The sequence below is a fragment of the Nocardia brevicatena NBRC 12119 genome (genome assembly GCF_000308495.1).
Classification (GTDB): Bacteria; Actinomycetota; Actinomycetes; order Mycobacteriales; family Mycobacteriaceae; genus Nocardia; species Nocardia brevicatena.
In genome coordinates this window covers 39,132-53,387 of record NZ_BAFU01000243.1, presented here as the reverse complement: position 1 = coordinate 53,387, position 14,256 = coordinate 39,132, and the positions used below count along the sequence as shown (strand labels likewise).

13 protein-coding genes are annotated in these 14,256 nt (G+C 66.6%); 8 read left to right on the top strand and 5 right to left on the bottom strand.

Translation table 11 applies throughout. The features are described from left to right. The first annotated feature begins 5 nt into the window (after window positions 1-5). Both ON20_RS29880 and ON20_RS29875 read left to right on the top strand, forming a co-directional pair. A complete protein-coding gene (locus ON20_RS29880; RefSeq protein ID WP_040841368.1) occupies window positions 6-1,154 on the top strand; it encodes an acyl-CoA dehydrogenase family protein in 1,149 nt (382 codons plus the stop codon). After that, complete coding sequence (locus ON20_RS29875) at window positions 1,151-2,212, top strand: acyl-CoA dehydrogenase family protein (RefSeq protein ID WP_040841311.1); 1,062 nt, start codon at window positions 1,151-1,153, stop codon at window positions 2,210-2,212. Before ON20_RS29880 ends, ON20_RS29875 begins: the two co-directional genes overlap by 4 nt. Before the next feature lie 195 nt (window positions 2,213-2,407). Here the strand turns inward: ON20_RS29875 and ON20_RS29870 are convergent, their stop codons facing one another. From ON20_RS29870 to ON20_RS29850, 5 genes are read right to left on the bottom strand one after another with little or no spacing between them, the layout of a single operon-like run. After that, window positions 2,408-3,247 carry a fumarylacetoacetate hydrolase family protein gene (locus ON20_RS29870; RefSeq protein WP_040841309.1) on the bottom strand — a complete coding sequence of 280 codons (840 nt, stop codon included), beginning with the start codon at window positions 3,245-3,247 and terminating at the stop codon, window positions 2,408-2,410. 6 nt (window positions 3,248-3,253) lie between these two features. Beyond that, window positions 3,254-3,700, bottom strand: coding sequence for a VOC family protein (locus ON20_RS29865; RefSeq protein ID WP_040841308.1), 447 nt, complete (start codon window positions 3,698-3,700; stop codon window positions 3,254-3,256). A 30-nt stretch (window positions 3,701-3,730) separates the two neighbouring features. Next, window positions 3,731-4,789 carry a Gfo/Idh/MocA family protein gene (locus tag ON20_RS29860; protein WP_083865475.1) on the bottom strand — a complete coding sequence of 353 codons (1,059 nt, stop codon included), beginning with the start codon at window positions 4,787-4,789 and terminating at the stop codon, window positions 3,731-3,733. Further along, on the bottom strand, window positions 4,786-5,679 hold the full coding sequence (locus tag ON20_RS29855) for an amidohydrolase family protein (RefSeq protein WP_040841304.1): 894 nt from the start codon (window positions 5,677-5,679) through the stop codon (window positions 4,786-4,788). The genes ON20_RS29860 and ON20_RS29855 overlap by 4 nt, the downstream gene beginning before the upstream one ends. Further along, on the bottom strand, window positions 5,679-6,470 hold the full coding sequence (locus ON20_RS29850; protein ID WP_040841302.1) for an SDR family NAD(P)-dependent oxidoreductase: 792 nt from the start codon (window positions 6,468-6,470) through the stop codon (window positions 5,679-5,681). Before ON20_RS29850 ends, ON20_RS29855 begins: the two co-directional genes overlap by 1 nt. Before the next feature lie 144 nt (window positions 6,471-6,614). Here ON20_RS29850 and ON20_RS29845 point away from each other — a divergent pair, with 144 nt between their 5' ends. The 6 genes from ON20_RS29845 to ON20_RS29820 all read left to right on the top strand — a co-directional run bounded on the left by ON20_RS29845 (window position 6,615) and on the right by ON20_RS29820 (window position 14,242). Next, on the top strand, window positions 6,615-7,295 hold the full coding sequence (locus ON20_RS29845) for a GntR family transcriptional regulator (RefSeq protein WP_051163630.1): 681 nt from the start codon (window positions 6,615-6,617) through the stop codon (window positions 7,293-7,295). Beyond that, entirely contained in the window at window positions 7,288-8,307 is a 1,020-nt protein-coding gene (locus tag ON20_RS29840; RefSeq protein ID WP_040841300.1) for a C-terminal binding protein, read from the top strand. Before ON20_RS29845 ends, ON20_RS29840 begins: the two co-directional genes overlap by 8 nt. Beyond that, window positions 8,304-9,053: an SDR family NAD(P)-dependent oxidoreductase gene (locus tag ON20_RS29835; protein WP_040841298.1), complete on the top strand. Its 750-nt coding sequence runs from the start codon at window positions 8,304-8,306 to the stop codon at window positions 9,051-9,053. The genes ON20_RS29840 and ON20_RS29835 overlap by 4 nt, the downstream gene beginning before the upstream one ends. Before the next feature lie 115 nt (window positions 9,054-9,168). Next, window positions 9,169-12,024, top strand: a complete 2,856-nt coding sequence (locus ON20_RS29830; RefSeq protein WP_040841296.1) for a family 78 glycoside hydrolase catalytic domain — start codon at window positions 9,169-9,171, stop codon at window positions 12,022-12,024. Then, window positions 12,021-13,298 (top strand): ABC transporter substrate-binding protein, encoded by a 1,278-nt coding sequence (locus tag ON20_RS29825; RefSeq protein ID WP_040841294.1) that lies wholly within the window; start codon window positions 12,021-12,023, stop codon window positions 13,296-13,298. The genes ON20_RS29830 and ON20_RS29825 overlap by 4 nt, the downstream gene beginning before the upstream one ends. Window positions 13,299-13,396: 98 nt before the next feature. Then, window positions 13,397-14,242, top strand: coding sequence for a carbohydrate ABC transporter permease (locus ON20_RS29820; protein ID WP_051163629.1), 846 nt, complete (start codon window positions 13,397-13,399; stop codon window positions 14,240-14,242). Window positions 14,243-14,256: the final 14 nt, after the last annotated feature.

Genomic DNA, 14,256 nt, shown 5'->3' with positions numbered 1-14,256 from the left:
CGTCCCTGTGTCCACCCCTGGTACCGGCGGCCGGACCGGAGTCCCCGGAACTGGGTGACCTCCGCCGCGCGGTCCGGGAATTCGTAGACGACCAGATCGCTTCCGGTGTATTCGTGCCGGGGATCGACTCCTGGTCCACCGCATGGAATCCGGCCTTCAGCCGCACACTCGGCGAACGGGGGTGGGTGGGGATGACCATCCCACCCCGCTACGGCGGTGCGGGTCGTGGTTTCGTGGAGCGCTTCGTCGTCACCGAGGAACTGCTCGCCGCCGGTGCGCCCGTGGCGGCACACTGGGTGGCCGATCGGCAGGCCGCGCCGGCCCTGTTGCGGTTCGGCACCGAAGAACAGAAGCAGCGGTATCTCCCGGGAATCGCTCGGGGAGAGATCTACTGGGCGATCGGTATGAGCGAGCCGGAGGCGGGTTCCGATCTGGCCGGTGTGCGCACCAGGGCTGTCCGAGCCGATGGGGGCTGGCGGGTCACCGGCACGAAGCTGTGGACCACCGGCGCACACCGTGCCGACGCGCTGTTCGCTCTGGTGCGCACCGAGGACGCGGTACCGGACCGGCGCCACGACGGATTGAGCCAGTTGATCGTTGCACTGGATTCCCCCGGGGTTCGGGTCCGGCCCATCCTGTCGATGGCAGGCCGGCACCATTTCAACGAGGTGCACTTCGACGATGTGTTCGTCCCGGACGATATGGTGCTGGGCGCCGTCGGTAGCGGTTGGACCCAGGTGACCGCCGAGCTCGGTTACGAGCGCAGCGGTCCGGAGCGCTTTCTGTCCACATTCGGCACGCTGGCGGGTATAGCCGCGGCGATGGACGACGAGACCGGCTCGGTAGAGCCGCGTGTGGGTGCGGCGGTGGCCCGGGTATTCGGTCTGCACCACCTTTCGCGTGCTGTATCGGTGGCATTGGAACGCAACGATGATGCCGGGGTGGGCGCCGCGGTGGTAAAAGTGCTCGGCACCCGCACCGAAGGCGATATCGCCGACTTGGCCGACGAACTCGTCGGAGCCGGCACCGTCATGGGACCGCGGCTGGTGGACCTGGTGCGATCCGGTTTGCTGCAGCGGCCCGGGTTCACGCTGCGCGGCGGCACCAGCGAAGTTCTGCGGGGTGTCATCGCGCGGGGATTGGGGCTGCGATGAGCGCGAACGGTCTCGACAGTACCGAAATGGCCGTGCTCGCGGATACGCTCGCTCGGATACTGCGCTCATCGGAGCTGGTGCGGGGCCCTCAGCCCATCGATCGAGTGGTGTGGGGTCGGCTACACGCGCTGGGGATGACTCGGCTCACCGGGACCGAAGAGCACGGCGGCGCCGGGGCCGGTTGGACGGAATCGGCGGTATTGCTGCGGGCACTGGGCGAATATGCTGCCCGGGTGCCCGTGGCCGAGCACGACCTTCTGGCAGAGTGGCTGCTCGAGTCCGGTGACTGTCCGCGCCAGGGCGATGGACCGGAATATATTCGGACCGCCGCGATCGCGGCTCCCGACGGCGTGGCGTCCGATGTGCCATGGGCCCGTTATGCCGATTCCGTTGTCCTGCTGTGGCCTGTCGGCGACAGCTGGCGGATGGCGGATATCGCCCACGGCCGGTTCACCGTTCACGACGGCGCCAATATTGCGTGCGAGCCTCGCGACCACATCCGGGTCGATGTTGCCGCGATCGGCGGCGTCGAGGTGTCGGCGGATATCGTGACCCGGTTCCGATACCGGGGTGCACTGGCCCGGGCCCAGATGGCATGCGGCGCCATGTCACGGGTGATCGACATGGTTGTCGACCATGTGACCGTTCGCGAGCAGTTCGGTAGGCCGCTGGTGAAGTTTCAGGCGATCCAGCACATGGCCGCCGATATGGCGGCCGAGGCGACGCTGGCGCAGGCAGCTGTCGATGCGGCCGTCGCTCGCGCAGATGCGTGTGGCTTCGCCGATTCCGGCAGTAGGTTCGTGATTGCCGCCGCGCGTTCGTGTGTGGGACACGCGGCGGCAACGGTGGTGCGGGGCGCGCACCAGTGCCTGGGGGCGATCGGGTTCACCGAGGAGCACGATCTCCATGTGTTCACCAACCGGCTACTGGCGTGGCGCGGAGAATACGGCTCGGTGCGCTTCTGGGACCTGCAGGTCGCGACCGCGGCCGCCGCGGCCGGTGAGCGGGGATTGTGGCCGTTGATCAGTGCGAGTCCGTCCGGCACCGGCCGAACGTGACCTCGTCCGCCGTGCCCTGTCGGCAGCATCATCGAGCGCTGCCGACAGGGCACGGCGTTCGTCACCGGCGAATCGCGCCGTCGGATTGCCCGGACGGTTCGGGATCGGTGAGACGACTCCGCCGGTGCGCTCGACCCACACCAGTGGCGGATGACCGCCAGAGGGAGAACTTTTCCCGCTGTTCCGCGCCGCCGGTCACGTCAGAATCCGATGGCGCAGTTCACCGATGCCGGTGATATGACTGACCAACTCGTCGCCGGCGCGCAACCATCGCTGCGGCGATCTCCCCATGCCGACACCGGCGGGCGTACCGGTGAAGATGAGGTCACCCGGCCACAAGGTTAGCGTTCGCGACAGTATCGACACCAACCGTGCCAGCGGAAACACCAGATCGCGGGTGTGTCCGAGTTGGACGAGCTCACCGTTGAGCGTGCAGCGCAACTCCAGATCCTCCGGATTGTCGAAGTCGTCGGTCGTTACGACGCAGGGGCCGATGGGGCCGAAACCGGGATATGATTTGCCGAGGCTGAACTGCGGCGCGGGACCGTCGAGTTGCATGATCCGCTCGGAGAGGTCCTGGCCGACGGTCAACCCGGCAATGTGGCTCCAGGCATCGGATTCGGCCACGCGGTGTGTCGTACGGCCGACCACGGCGACGAGTTCGACCTCCCAGTCGGTGTGCCCGTCGAGCGGTATCCGGATGTCGCCGTAGGGCCCGGTGAGGCAGCTCGCGAACTTGGTGAACACGGTGGGACGCTCGGGCACATCCAGACCCGATTCACGTGCGTGGTCGCGATAGTTGAGGCCGACGGCAATGATCTGCCCAGGTCGGGGAACGGGTGGTCCGAGGTCGGCACGATCATACGGCTCGCCGCTTGCGAAGTCGGCGGTGTCGCACCACGCGACGAATTCATCCCACCGAGCGTAGACGGACTGGGGGTCGGGGTCGAAGAGCCCGGCCGAGGTGCGATTCACATCGACGGCGCCCGCGGGTGTGAGAATGCTCAGCCGCCCGCGCACAGTAGCAACACGCATCGTGGCTCAGCTCCGGATCTCGAGGACTTCGATGGTGAATCCGTGCGGGTCACGGAAGTACGCCACGCGACGGCCCGCATTGGGGCCGGATGTAATCGTGACCGGACCGGTACTGCGTGGTGCGGCGCCCAGCGCACACAGCCGGTCGAATTCTGTGCCGAGGTCGTCTGCGGTCAGGCACAGGTGGGCGGTTCCGGGGTTCTTGGTTTCGAGATCCACGGGAACCCCTGTGGGGTTGAGGTATTCGATGAGTTCGAGCCGCACAGTACTACCCGGAATGCGGAATATCGCGATATCGAGCCTGGTGTCCTGATATCCGACCTGTTCGGACGTGTACGGCTCCTCGTAGGTCCGGCGTATTTCCGGTGCGGTACCGAACAGTTGGGAGTAGAACTCCACGGCCGCGGCGATGTCGGGAACTGTGCACCCGACGTGTGATACTCCTGTGAGCACTCTGCTCTGTCTCCTTCGAAGCGCGGGGAATCAGGTGGCCGGTAGTTCGACCGGTCGGCGGGCAGCGGCGGAACGGTACATGGCATCGACGAAGATGACCGCGTGGAGGCCGATGTCGGCGGGCGACCCGTTGACCGCGGTACCCCGGACGATATCGATCAGATTGTGTGCCGGGGCGTGCTCCGGGTTGCGCTGGGCGGCGGGCAGTGAATCCAGATGTTCGATACTCCCTTCCGCGTTGTGGATCGACGCCGTCCCGCGGTTCACGTCGAACAGGATGTGCCCGGCGTCGCCGAATATCTCGTAGCGCATGATCTCGTCCTGTCCGGCGAGCACCGATCCGGTGGAACCGAGGGTTGCGACAGCGCCGCCGGAGAATTTCGCGACCACTGTGTCGACCAGGTCCACCGGCAGTTCGAAGTTGTCGGTGAACGCGAAGATCTCGGTCGGGGTGAGGCCGGTCAGGAAGCGGAGCAGTGCTGCCGCATGGGTCACCTGTGTCTGCCCTTGTCCGCCCCCGGAGAGTGTGGGGTCGCTGTAGGTGGACGCGGCCGGCGCGTTCACGGTGTAACCGAAAGCTTCCCGGTACGGCTCGGGGTCGCCGCGGTACAACTCGCGGACAGTCGAGGCGTACAGGCACGAGATGTATTCGATGCGGCCGATCCGGCCGGTGGCTATTTCGTCACGTAGCCGCAGCGCATGGGCGTTGTAGTGCCAGGGGTAGTCGATGAGCAACTCGGCGCCCCGCCGGCGCGCCAGCGCGATGAGTTCCCGGCCGTGCGCCGGATCGAGCACCATCGGCTTCTCCAACAGCGTATGCACACCCCGGTCGAGGACCTGTTCCGTGATCGAGTGGTGCAGTGCATGCGGTACCGCGACGATCGCGGCGTCGATGTCGACCGAATCGAGCAGGTCGGTGGTGTCGGCGAAGGTCGCGGGATCACCGAATGCGGCGGCCGCCGCGGCGCGGCGGCGAGCGTCGGGGTCCACGAGTGCTACGAGCTGAGCGCCGGGGTGATCGGCGATGGCGGGCAGGTGGGCGTATGTCGACCACCAACCACATCCGATTACGGCAACACGTGCTTTCATATCCTGTCGTTCCGGTCGGTGAGGGCGAAGATGCGTTCGGCGTTACCCGAGAACAGCGCGCGCTGTTCGTGCCGGGGCAGCTCGGAAATGATGTCGGCGTAGGCCTCGAGCACATCGGGGTAGGAACTGTAGAGCCGATCCACGGGCCAGTTGCTGCCGAAGAAGCAGCGGTCGATCCCGAAGGCGTCGAGGCATTCGAGCACCCAGGGGCGTAGTGAATCGACGGTCCAGCGGTGATCGGCCTGGCCGAGGCCGGATATCTTCATCACGATGTTGTCCACTTCGGCAAGCTGTCGAATGGCGCGCCGCCAGCTCCGGAAGTACGTGTCGTCGCGGAACTTCGGATAGCCCGCGTGGTCTATGCAGAGGGTGACCGCGGGGAAGCGTGCGGCCAGCGCGCGTGCATCCGGCATCCGTTCCACGTCCGGGTCGGCGCAGCACACCCACCTGTACCGGGCCAGCAAGGCGTACCCGCGGTGCCACGCCGGATCCGTCAGGTAGTTGTCGTATCGGAGATCGCGAATGCCGCGCACATTGGCGAACGCGGCGTGGCGAGCCAACTGCTCGGGGGCGTCGGCCCGGGCCAGGTCGGTGTAGGCGATGATTCCGTGAGGTGCGCCGAGCCGATCGGCGAACTCCTGTAACCAGCGGGTTTCCTCGACCGGATCGGGGGTGCCGATCGCCGCTTGTACGTGGATCACCTTGCTCACGTTGTGGAAACGGGTCTCGGCCAGGAAGTCGTCCGCCCAGTACCGCTGGGATCGGATGGCATGATCAGGTCCGGTGACGGGGTCTTCGGGCGCCTGCGGCTCGAGCCATTCGTACCTCAGCCGGGGATGTGCGTGGTCGTGGAAGTGTACATGCGTATCCACGAAGTCCAGGTCTGCCATCACTGCGCTCCCGGGATCGTGCCGAGGTGAGCTCCGCCGTCGACATCGAGAGTGACACCGGTGAGGAATCCGGCATGCTCGGAGAGGAAGAACAGGGTCGCGTCGGCGACATCCGTCTCCGTCGCATTACGGCCCAGGGGATTGGTCGCCGCGGCCGAATCCCGGATCTGGTCCGCGGTGCGGCCGGTGCGCGCGACCTTCCACTCGAGCACCTGCTGCCCCATTCCTGTGGTCGGGCATCCCACGGGACACACGCAGTTGGCGGTGACGCCGGCTCCGGCCAGCTCGGCGGCGACGGCTTCGGTCAGGCCGATGAGCCCGAACTTGGCAGCGGAATACGGCACCTGGAGGCCGAAGCCGCGGCGTCCGCAGTCGGATCCGATGGTGACGATTCGGCCCCGACCGCTGGCGCGAAGCAACGGCGCTGCCGCTCGAATGGTGAGAAACGCCCCTTTGAGGTTGATGTCCAGTGTGCGGTCCCAGTCGTCTTCGCTCGTGTCTTCGAGGGCGCCGACATGGAACACTCCGGCCGATATGACAATGGTGTCCAGTCCCCCGAATTCATCGGCGACGCGTGCCACGGCCTCGCGCACGGCGTCGGGTGAGCGGACGTCGGTCGTTACCGCGAGAGCGTCCGGCCCGATTTCGCGAGCGGCCCGGGTCGCGGCGGTCCGGTCGATATCGACTATCGCCACCGCGGCGCCGGCTTCGTGGAGCCGTGCGGCGATATGCCGGCCGAGACCGGATGCGCCGCCGGTCACCATTGCGACACGTCCCTGTGCGATGTGCATCGTTGCGGTCCCTCATCAGTGTGGTGAATTGCTATATTATTTAGCATAATACTGGACGCTCCCCGCAGGATGCTATAGCATTTCTCGGTATTCGGGCATGTGATGCCGAGAGTGCTCGAACATCCACAGAAAGGCGGAGCGTCAGTGACGAGTAGCCCGCTGACAAGCGGCAACCTGGCCGACGCGGTGGCCGACAGGATTCGTGAGGCGATCTACGAGGGGCGGTACCTGCCCGGACAGCGGCTGGTCGAGCGGACCCTTGCCAGCGAGTTCGGGGTCAGTCATATCCCGGTCCGGGAGGCCCTCGCCCGCTTGGGGGACGACGGTCTGGTCGAACGACTGCCCCGGCGCGGTTGCCGGGTGGCGACGCTGACGGCGACCGAGCTCGAGGAACTGTCCGGTCTGCGGATCGTGCTGGAGCGGTTCGTAGCGAGGCGGTGTCACGAGCGGATCACCCCGGCGCGCGAACGGGAGCTGCGGCGGACGGTCCGTGCCATGCGCGCGGCCGCCGCCCGCAGCGACTACCACCGGGTTCTCGACCTGGATCAGGAGTTCCACGAAAAGCTCTGGGAGATATCGGATCACCGTATGCTGATCGAGGTCGTCGGCCCGCTCCGATTGCGGATCACCGCCTTTCTGCGGGCAGCCATCGCCGCGCTGGACTCGGAGGGTCTGATCCGGCACGCCGATGCGCACGGTGTGCTGTTGGACAGCATCGTGGGTGGGGACGCGGAGGCGGCCGAGGCCGAGATGGCCGGTCATATCGAGGAGGCAGCGGTTCGGCTGCGTCGGACCCTGCACGGGGGTGGCGAGCACGATGGATGAAGGCCCGCTGGTGGTCGTGACCGACTGTGATCTGCCCGATCATCGAATCGCCGTCGAGGTGCTGACCCGAGCGGGCATGCGAGTGCGGCAGGCGAACTGCCGCACCCCGGAAGAGGTCGTGGCCGCCGCTCGGGGCGCCGCCGCGCTGCTGGTGCAGTGGGCTCCGATCACCGCCGACGTGCTCGCCGAATTGGGCACCTGCCGCTTCATCAGCAGGCTGGGTATCGGATACGACATGATCGATGTGGCCGCCGCCACCCGTCGGGGAATAGCGGTGGCGAACACACCGGAGTACTGCGTCGAAGAAGTCGCGACGCACACGATCGCGCTCGCTCTCGGTCTCGTGCGTGGGATCCCGGCGCTGCACGAATCGGTATCCGGGAACGAGTGGCCGGCCGCCGGCGCCGTGGTGCGGATGAGTAGACCCAGTGACAGCACAGTGTCCGTGATCGGCTTCGGACGTATCGGTTCCCGGGTTGCCGCATCAGCGCGTGCACTGGGTTTCTCCGTGCTGGTGCACGACCCCTATCTCGCCGCCGGTATCGTCGAGACGGCCGGGTATCGGGCCGTGGATCTGGAATCCGCTCTGTCGCAGGCCGATATCGTCAGCCTGCATGTCCCGTTGACCGCCCGGACCCGGCACCTGATCGATCGGCACCGGTTGGAGCTGATGAAGCCCGGCTCCGTGGTGGTCAACACCTGTCGTGGCGGACTGATCGACGAAAGCGCCCTGGTCGATGCGCTCGTGGACGGCAGATTGGGTGGCGCGGCTCTGGATGTCTTCGAGACCGAACCGCTTCCGGCGGACGATCGGCTGCGGTCGGCGCCTCGCGTGCTCCTGACCCCGCACATGGCGTGGTACTCCGAGGAGGCCCTGGCGGAACTGCCGAGATCTGCCGCCGCCCAGATCGTCGAGTTCCTCTCCGGCGCTACCGTCGCCTCGATCGTCAACCCCGGCTACGAAGATCACCTTCGGGAGGCCGGGGTCGGTTCGCCGGGGGAGCGACAATGACATCCGGGCGCAATGTGCTGATCACCGGGGGCGGCAACGGTATCGGTGCGGCGACGGCGCGGTTGCTCGCGGCGGACGGGTGCGATGTGTGGCTCACCTATGCGACGAACGAGGTGGCGGTTCGCCGCGTCGAGTCGGAATGCGGCGCCCACGGCGTGCGGACGATGCGATCCGCGGTTGATCTGGGGGATCCCGGCGATATCCGGCGGCTGGCGGACGATATCGGTGATCGCTGGGGCTCGCTGCACGTTGTGGTGAACAATGCCGGTTCCTGCCCGTATACGCCGTGGCAGGACATTACGGCGACGGAATGGGATCAGGTACTCGGCGTGAATGCCCGGGGTGTGTTCCTGATGATCAAGGAGTCGATGCCGCTCCTGCGTGCGGCGACCGGGGACCGCGCTGTTGTCAATGTGGCGTCGCTGGCGGGCCAGGTCGGTGGAATCTCCACCAGTGTGCACTACGCGGCGGCCAAGGCCGCGGTGCTGGCGGTGACCCGGTCGTTCGCCCGGCATCTCGCTCCGGAAGGAATTCGGGTGAACGCGGTGGCTCCTGGGCCGGTGGCCACGGGTATTACCGCGCAGCTCGCCGACGACGCGCGTGCGGCACTGGTGGGCGGCGTACCACTGCGGCGGATGGGGGAGCCCGGGGAAGTGGCCCATGCCATTCGATTGCTGGCCTCGGCCGATTCCGGATTCACGACCGGAGCCACGTACGACATCAACGGTGGGCTTCGGATGGAGTAGCCGCGGATCTCCCGATCCGAAGTCGTCGACCAACAGCACAAAACTCCGGATAGCCCTACCATTGCTTGGTCAATTGACTTAGTCTATTGACCAAGCCAGAGATCGGAATACCAACATGACACTTTTCACCACACCGGGGGAGGACTCCATCGGCGGCAACGGCACGCTCACTGCCACGGATCTGCGGTGCCGGCACCTCACCGACCCACTGGGTATAGATAGCGCTCGCCCGGTTTTCTCCTGGGTCCCGACCGGGAAAGCGAACACGGTGCGGGGATTCCGCATCCTCGTCGCCGGCGACCCGGATCTCCTGCGCCGGGGCATCGGTGACCGTTGGGACTCCGGAAAGGTGGAATCCCGGGATACGTCGGGTGTGCGTTACGCCGGTGAGGCGCTGCGGAGCCGCGAGCGTTACTGGTGGACAGTGCGCCTATGGGACGACGAAGGGCTGCCGGGCGCGTACGCACCCGCGGCGACCTTCGAGATGGGGCTGCTGGACCCGTCCGACTGGCAGGCCGCGTGGATCGCTGCCGAGGACCCGGACACCTCCTCTCCACAACTGCGCACGGAATTCGACGTCTCGGGCGTGATTCTGCGAGCGCGTGCCTATGTTGCCGCTCTGGGGTACTACGAGCTTCGCCTCAACGGAGAGCGGGTCGGCGACCGCGTGCTGGACCCGGCGACCACGACCTACGATCACGACCCCGAACTGCACGACAGCGAAGGCAACCGGGTCCGTATCGCGAGTCCGCGCATCCTCTACTCCACCTACGACATCACCGACCGGATCCGCCGGGGCGCAAATGCCGTCGGGGTGACCCTCGGTCACGGGTGGTACAGCGCCGAGGAGGACATCGGTCCCGGACCGATGCCGCGCACACCGTACGGTGACCGGCCACGGGCGCTCGTGCAGCTGGAACTGGAACTGGCCGACGGCGGACGACAGACGATCGTGTCGGACGCCGATTGGAAGGTTCACCCCGGGCCGATCACGTACAACGACTACGCGCACGGCGAGCACTACGACGCGCGCGCCGAGACGCTGGGATGGGACGGTCCCGGTTTCGACGCCGTCGGCTGGGGCGCCGCGCAGGTGGCGGAGCGCGCACCTGCGGGCGCACTGCGCAGTCAGCCACTGGAACCGATCCGCATCATCGATACCCGTGAGCCGGCGACCACGACAACCACCCGGTCGGAAAAGACACTGGTGGACTTCGGACAGCACATATCCGGTTGGACCCGGATCACCGTGCGCGGACCGGAGGGGGCACAGGTGGTGCTGCGGCACGCGGGCGAGGTCGATCTCGACGGCGAACTGGATACCGACGCGAACGAGGATGCCTGGTTACCGGCCCGTCAGCGGGACGAGTACATTCTGCGCGGCGCGGAGAGCGGCGAGACCTGGGAGCCGCGGTTCACCCTGCACGGTTTCCGCTATGTCGAACTCACGGTGCCCGACGATGTGCGCCTGGACACGGTGGTCGCCCGGGTCGTGCATTCCGACCTCGAGCCCGTAGGGGATTTCGCCTGCTCGGATCCGATGCTGGAGCGAATCCACCACAACGTGCTGTGGACGTTCCGTGCCAGCTTCCAAGGATTCCCGCAAGACGCCGCGGACCGTGGCGAACGGGTGGGCTGGGTAGGCGATCCGGGTTGGTCGGTGGAGGACTACCTGTACAACTACAACTCCTTGTCCTTCTGGAGCAAATGGCTCGACGACCTCGCCGATGCCCAGCTCGCCGACGGTCGTTTCCCGGTGATCTGTCCGATCCACTGGCGCGGCCGTGTGGCCACGGAGACGACGGAAGGTCACGAGGACGTCCCCGAGGACGTGTCGTTCGGGTATTGGCCGTATGCGCTGCTCAACGACTTCGCGATGACCTCCTACCCGAGTATCGCCTGGCATCTGTACCAGTTCTACGGGGACCGGTCGATCCTCGAAGACCATTACGAAGGTATGCGCCGCGGTCTGGACTTCCTGCGCGCCAGGGCGAAAGGCCACATCATGACCGAAGGGCTCGGGGACCATATGGAGCCGCAGGCGGACGGCACCTGCAGCGTGAGCCCGAAGCGAACTCCGATCGAATTGACCTCCACCGCGTGGTACTACGCGGTGACCCGGATGGTCGCCGATGCCGCCGAGGTGATCGGCAATACCGCGGACGCCACCCGCTACCGAGAACTGGCCGACTGCATCCGAAACGCGTTCAACGCCGAGTTCTTCGACGAGTCGACCGGACAGTACGCCACCGGGTCGCAGACCGCGCTGGCGATGCCGCTGTGGCTCGGTCTCGTTCCGGACGAACACCGGCAACTCGTCGGCGAGCGGTTGGTGCAGCGGATCGTGGAGTCCGACAACGGTCATCTCGCCACCGGCACCATGGGAACCGCTGCGCTGCAGAACGTACTGGCCGATATCGGTGCTGCCGACGTCATGTACGACATCGCCACCCGCCCGACCTTCCCCAGCTGGGCGCAGCAGGTGCTGGCAGGAGCCACGACCGTGTGGGAGACGTGGGGCGGTGACCCGGGGTTCAGCCGGAACATGAAGTTGCTGGCGATGATCGAGAAGTTCCTCTACAACGATGTCGCCGGACTCGCGCCTGCGGGACCCGGCTGGCAGAGCCTGCTCGTTCAGCCGAAACTCACCCACCGGCTGCAATACGCCCGTGCCCGGGTCGGCACTCCTCGGGGGGAGGCGGCGGTCGAATGGACCGCCACCGCCGGCGATTTGGACCTTCGGATTCGGGTACCGGCCACGAGTGACGCCCAGATCCGGTTCCCGGTTACGGGACCGGAGCCCGTCCTGATATCCGGTGACCATGTCGTCTGGCCCGCCGGCGAGGATCCACCGTCACCTCATCCGATCGAGCTGTGTGAGGGTTACCTGGTTGTCAGCGTCCGCGGCGGGGACCACCGCTTCCGCCTGCTCTTCGCTCCCGCCCGGCGAGTGGCAGGAGCGGCGAAATGACCATACGGAAACGCGCAGCGGTTGTCATCACAGCGGTCCTGGTCGCGGTGCTGGTGGCGTCCGGCTGTTCCGGTGACGCCGGTCGCGGCGAGAACACCCTGATCATTTCCGCGCCCGCGACAGGGGCCGAACGCGAACCGCTCGAGGCTGCGGCGGAAGCGTTCGAAGCGGAAAACCCCGGTGTACAGGTGACCGTCAACAAGACACCGTACGTCCAGCACATGCAGAATCTGCGGCGGCAGATCAGCACCCCGCAGGCGCCGGATGTCGCGTACACCTTCGTCGGGTACGGCGAATCATCGGCTGCCCGGGCGCTTGCCGACAAAGGGCTGCTCCGACCGCTGAGCGACCAGGCCTGGGTCGACCGGGTCGCCGAGGGCATCCGGCCTGTGATCGGGGATGGAACCGAAACCTACGTCTATCCGGTCGATTCCATGTCCATCGTGACGTTCTACGATCCGGATGTCTTCGCGGAAATGGCGCTCGATATTCCGCGAACCTTCAACGATGTGCTGGGTATCTGTCGCAGCGCCCGAGCGGCCGGCCGGATCGCCTTCGCGATGAGCGGTGCGGAGGCATCGGGTATGCCCAGGTTCCTCGCCTATGCGCTCGCGGCCTCGACTGCCTATGCCGACGATCCCGGATTCGCCGCGAAACGTCTGCTCGGTGAGGTGACATTCGCGGAATCGACCGGTTGGCAGCGGGCATTGGCCCAGTTCGCGGAGTTGGCGGCCGCAGGGTGTTTCGACGACGGCGCGGTGGGCATCTCGCGGGAATCGGCCGGCCGGTCCCTGGCCGAGGGGCGGGCGCTGATGGCGGTGGCCCCGACGGTAATGCTGCCCCTGTTCCAGGACGGCACCGCAGGTACTCCCTTGCGCGCCTTCCCGTTCCCCGGCACTGATGATCCCGGTCGGCTGCGGGTCGTGACCGGACCGAGTAGCGGGCTGGTCATTCCGGCGAAGGGACGGAATCCCGATCTGGCGAAGCGATTCATCGACTTCTACTTCGAGCACCGGGCGCAGTTCAGCGAACTCGACGGAAGCGTGCCCGCCGTTCCCACGGCAGAGGACTCGCGACGGGTTCCCGCCTTCGCGGACGCGGTGGAACCCTTGCTGACGCAGGACCGCACCGTACTGACCCTGGATCTGCTCTGGCCGAACCCGGCGGTTCTGACCGAGAACGAGCAGGGCTTGGTCGGGATCATGAACGGCACCAGGACACCGTTGGAGGTACTCACCGCGATGGATTCGGTATGGACCGGCACAGCGCCCTAACCGCCGCGCCCCGTCGCGGCCCGAAACCGGCCGGTACAGACGCATCGGCGCCGTCGCGCAACATGCGGCGACGGGGACAAGGGCATTCGACGCGGCCGGTGCCCTGGCTGTTCGCTCTGCCCGCCCTGGCCCTGTGCGCCGGTGTCCTTCTTGTGCCGTCGGTGCTGGGCGCGGGCTACGCGTTCACCGATTGGGACGGGCTGACCGCACCGAACTGGGTCGGCACCGCGAACTTCAGCGAATTCCTCGGGGCCCCCGACGGTGCCGGAATCCTGGTGCGAACGGTGATCATCGTGGTCTGCTATTCCCTCGGCGTCAACGCGGTCGGGCTGGGTCTGGCACTCGGCTTGTCGCGGATGTTGCGTACTCGGAATTTCCTGCGGGCCTTGTTCTTCGTACCCGCCATTGTGAGTCCGCTGGTGGTCGGCTACGTCTGGCGGTTCGTTCTCGACACCTACGGCCCGTTGAACGAGGCCTTGGACTTCCTCGGCGCCGACGGCCTGTCCCGACCGTGGCTGGGAGAATCGGAAACCGCGCTGGCAGCGATCGTCATCGTAATGATCTGGCAGTTCTCCGGCTACCACATGTTGATCTACCTGGCCGGTATCGAAGGCATCCAGCCGGAACTGCACGAAGCCGCCTCCGTGGACGGCGCGGGGTCGTGGCGCCGCTTCCGTGACATCACTCTCCCCCTATCGGCACCGGCACTCGTCATCGGCTTCACCCTGTCGATGATCACGGCATTCATGCTGTTCGACCAGGTGATGGCGCTGACGGGCGGAGGTCCGGCCGGGGCGACCGACACCCTCGGCACCCATGTGTACAAGCAGGCATTCGTCAATGGCCGATACGGTGCCAGCGCCGCAGTGGCCCTGCTGCTGGTTCTGGCCGTCTGCACGATCGCCGTCGTTCGAACGTGGGCCGTGCGCCGGCGGGCTCGGTAGTCAGGGGAGTACAG

Bases quoted from the DNA above. Each gene is read 5' to 3' on its own strand.
- ON20_RS29875 (WP_040841311.1), top strand. From the start codon at position 1,151: ATGAGCGCGAACGGTCTCGACAGTACCGAAATGGCCGTGCTCGCGGAT.
- ON20_RS29870 (WP_040841309.1), bottom strand. From the start codon at position 3,247: ATGCGTGTTGCTACTGTGCGCGGGCGGCTGAGCATTCTCACACCCGCG.
- ON20_RS29860 (WP_083865475.1), bottom strand. From the start codon at position 4,789: ATGAAAGCACGTGTTGCCGTAATCGGATGTGGTTGGTGGTCGACATAC.
- ON20_RS29855 (WP_040841304.1), bottom strand. From the start codon at position 5,679: ATGGCAGACCTGGACTTCGTGGATACGCATGTACACTTCCACGACCAC.
- ON20_RS29850 (WP_040841302.1), bottom strand. From the start codon at position 6,470: ATGCACATCGCACAGGGACGTGTCGCAATGGTGACCGGCGGCGCATCC.
- ON20_RS29840 (WP_040841300.1), top strand. From the start codon at position 7,288: ATGGATGAAGGCCCGCTGGTGGTCGTGACCGACTGTGATCTGCCCGAT.
- ON20_RS29835 (WP_040841298.1), top strand. From the start codon at position 8,304: ATGACATCCGGGCGCAATGTGCTGATCACCGGGGGCGGCAACGGTATC.
- ON20_RS29830 (WP_040841296.1), top strand. From the start codon at position 9,169: ATGACACTTTTCACCACACCGGGGGAGGACTCCATCGGCGGCAACGGC.
- ON20_RS29825 (WP_040841294.1), top strand. From the start codon at position 12,021: ATGACCATACGGAAACGCGCAGCGGTTGTCATCACAGCGGTCCTGGTC.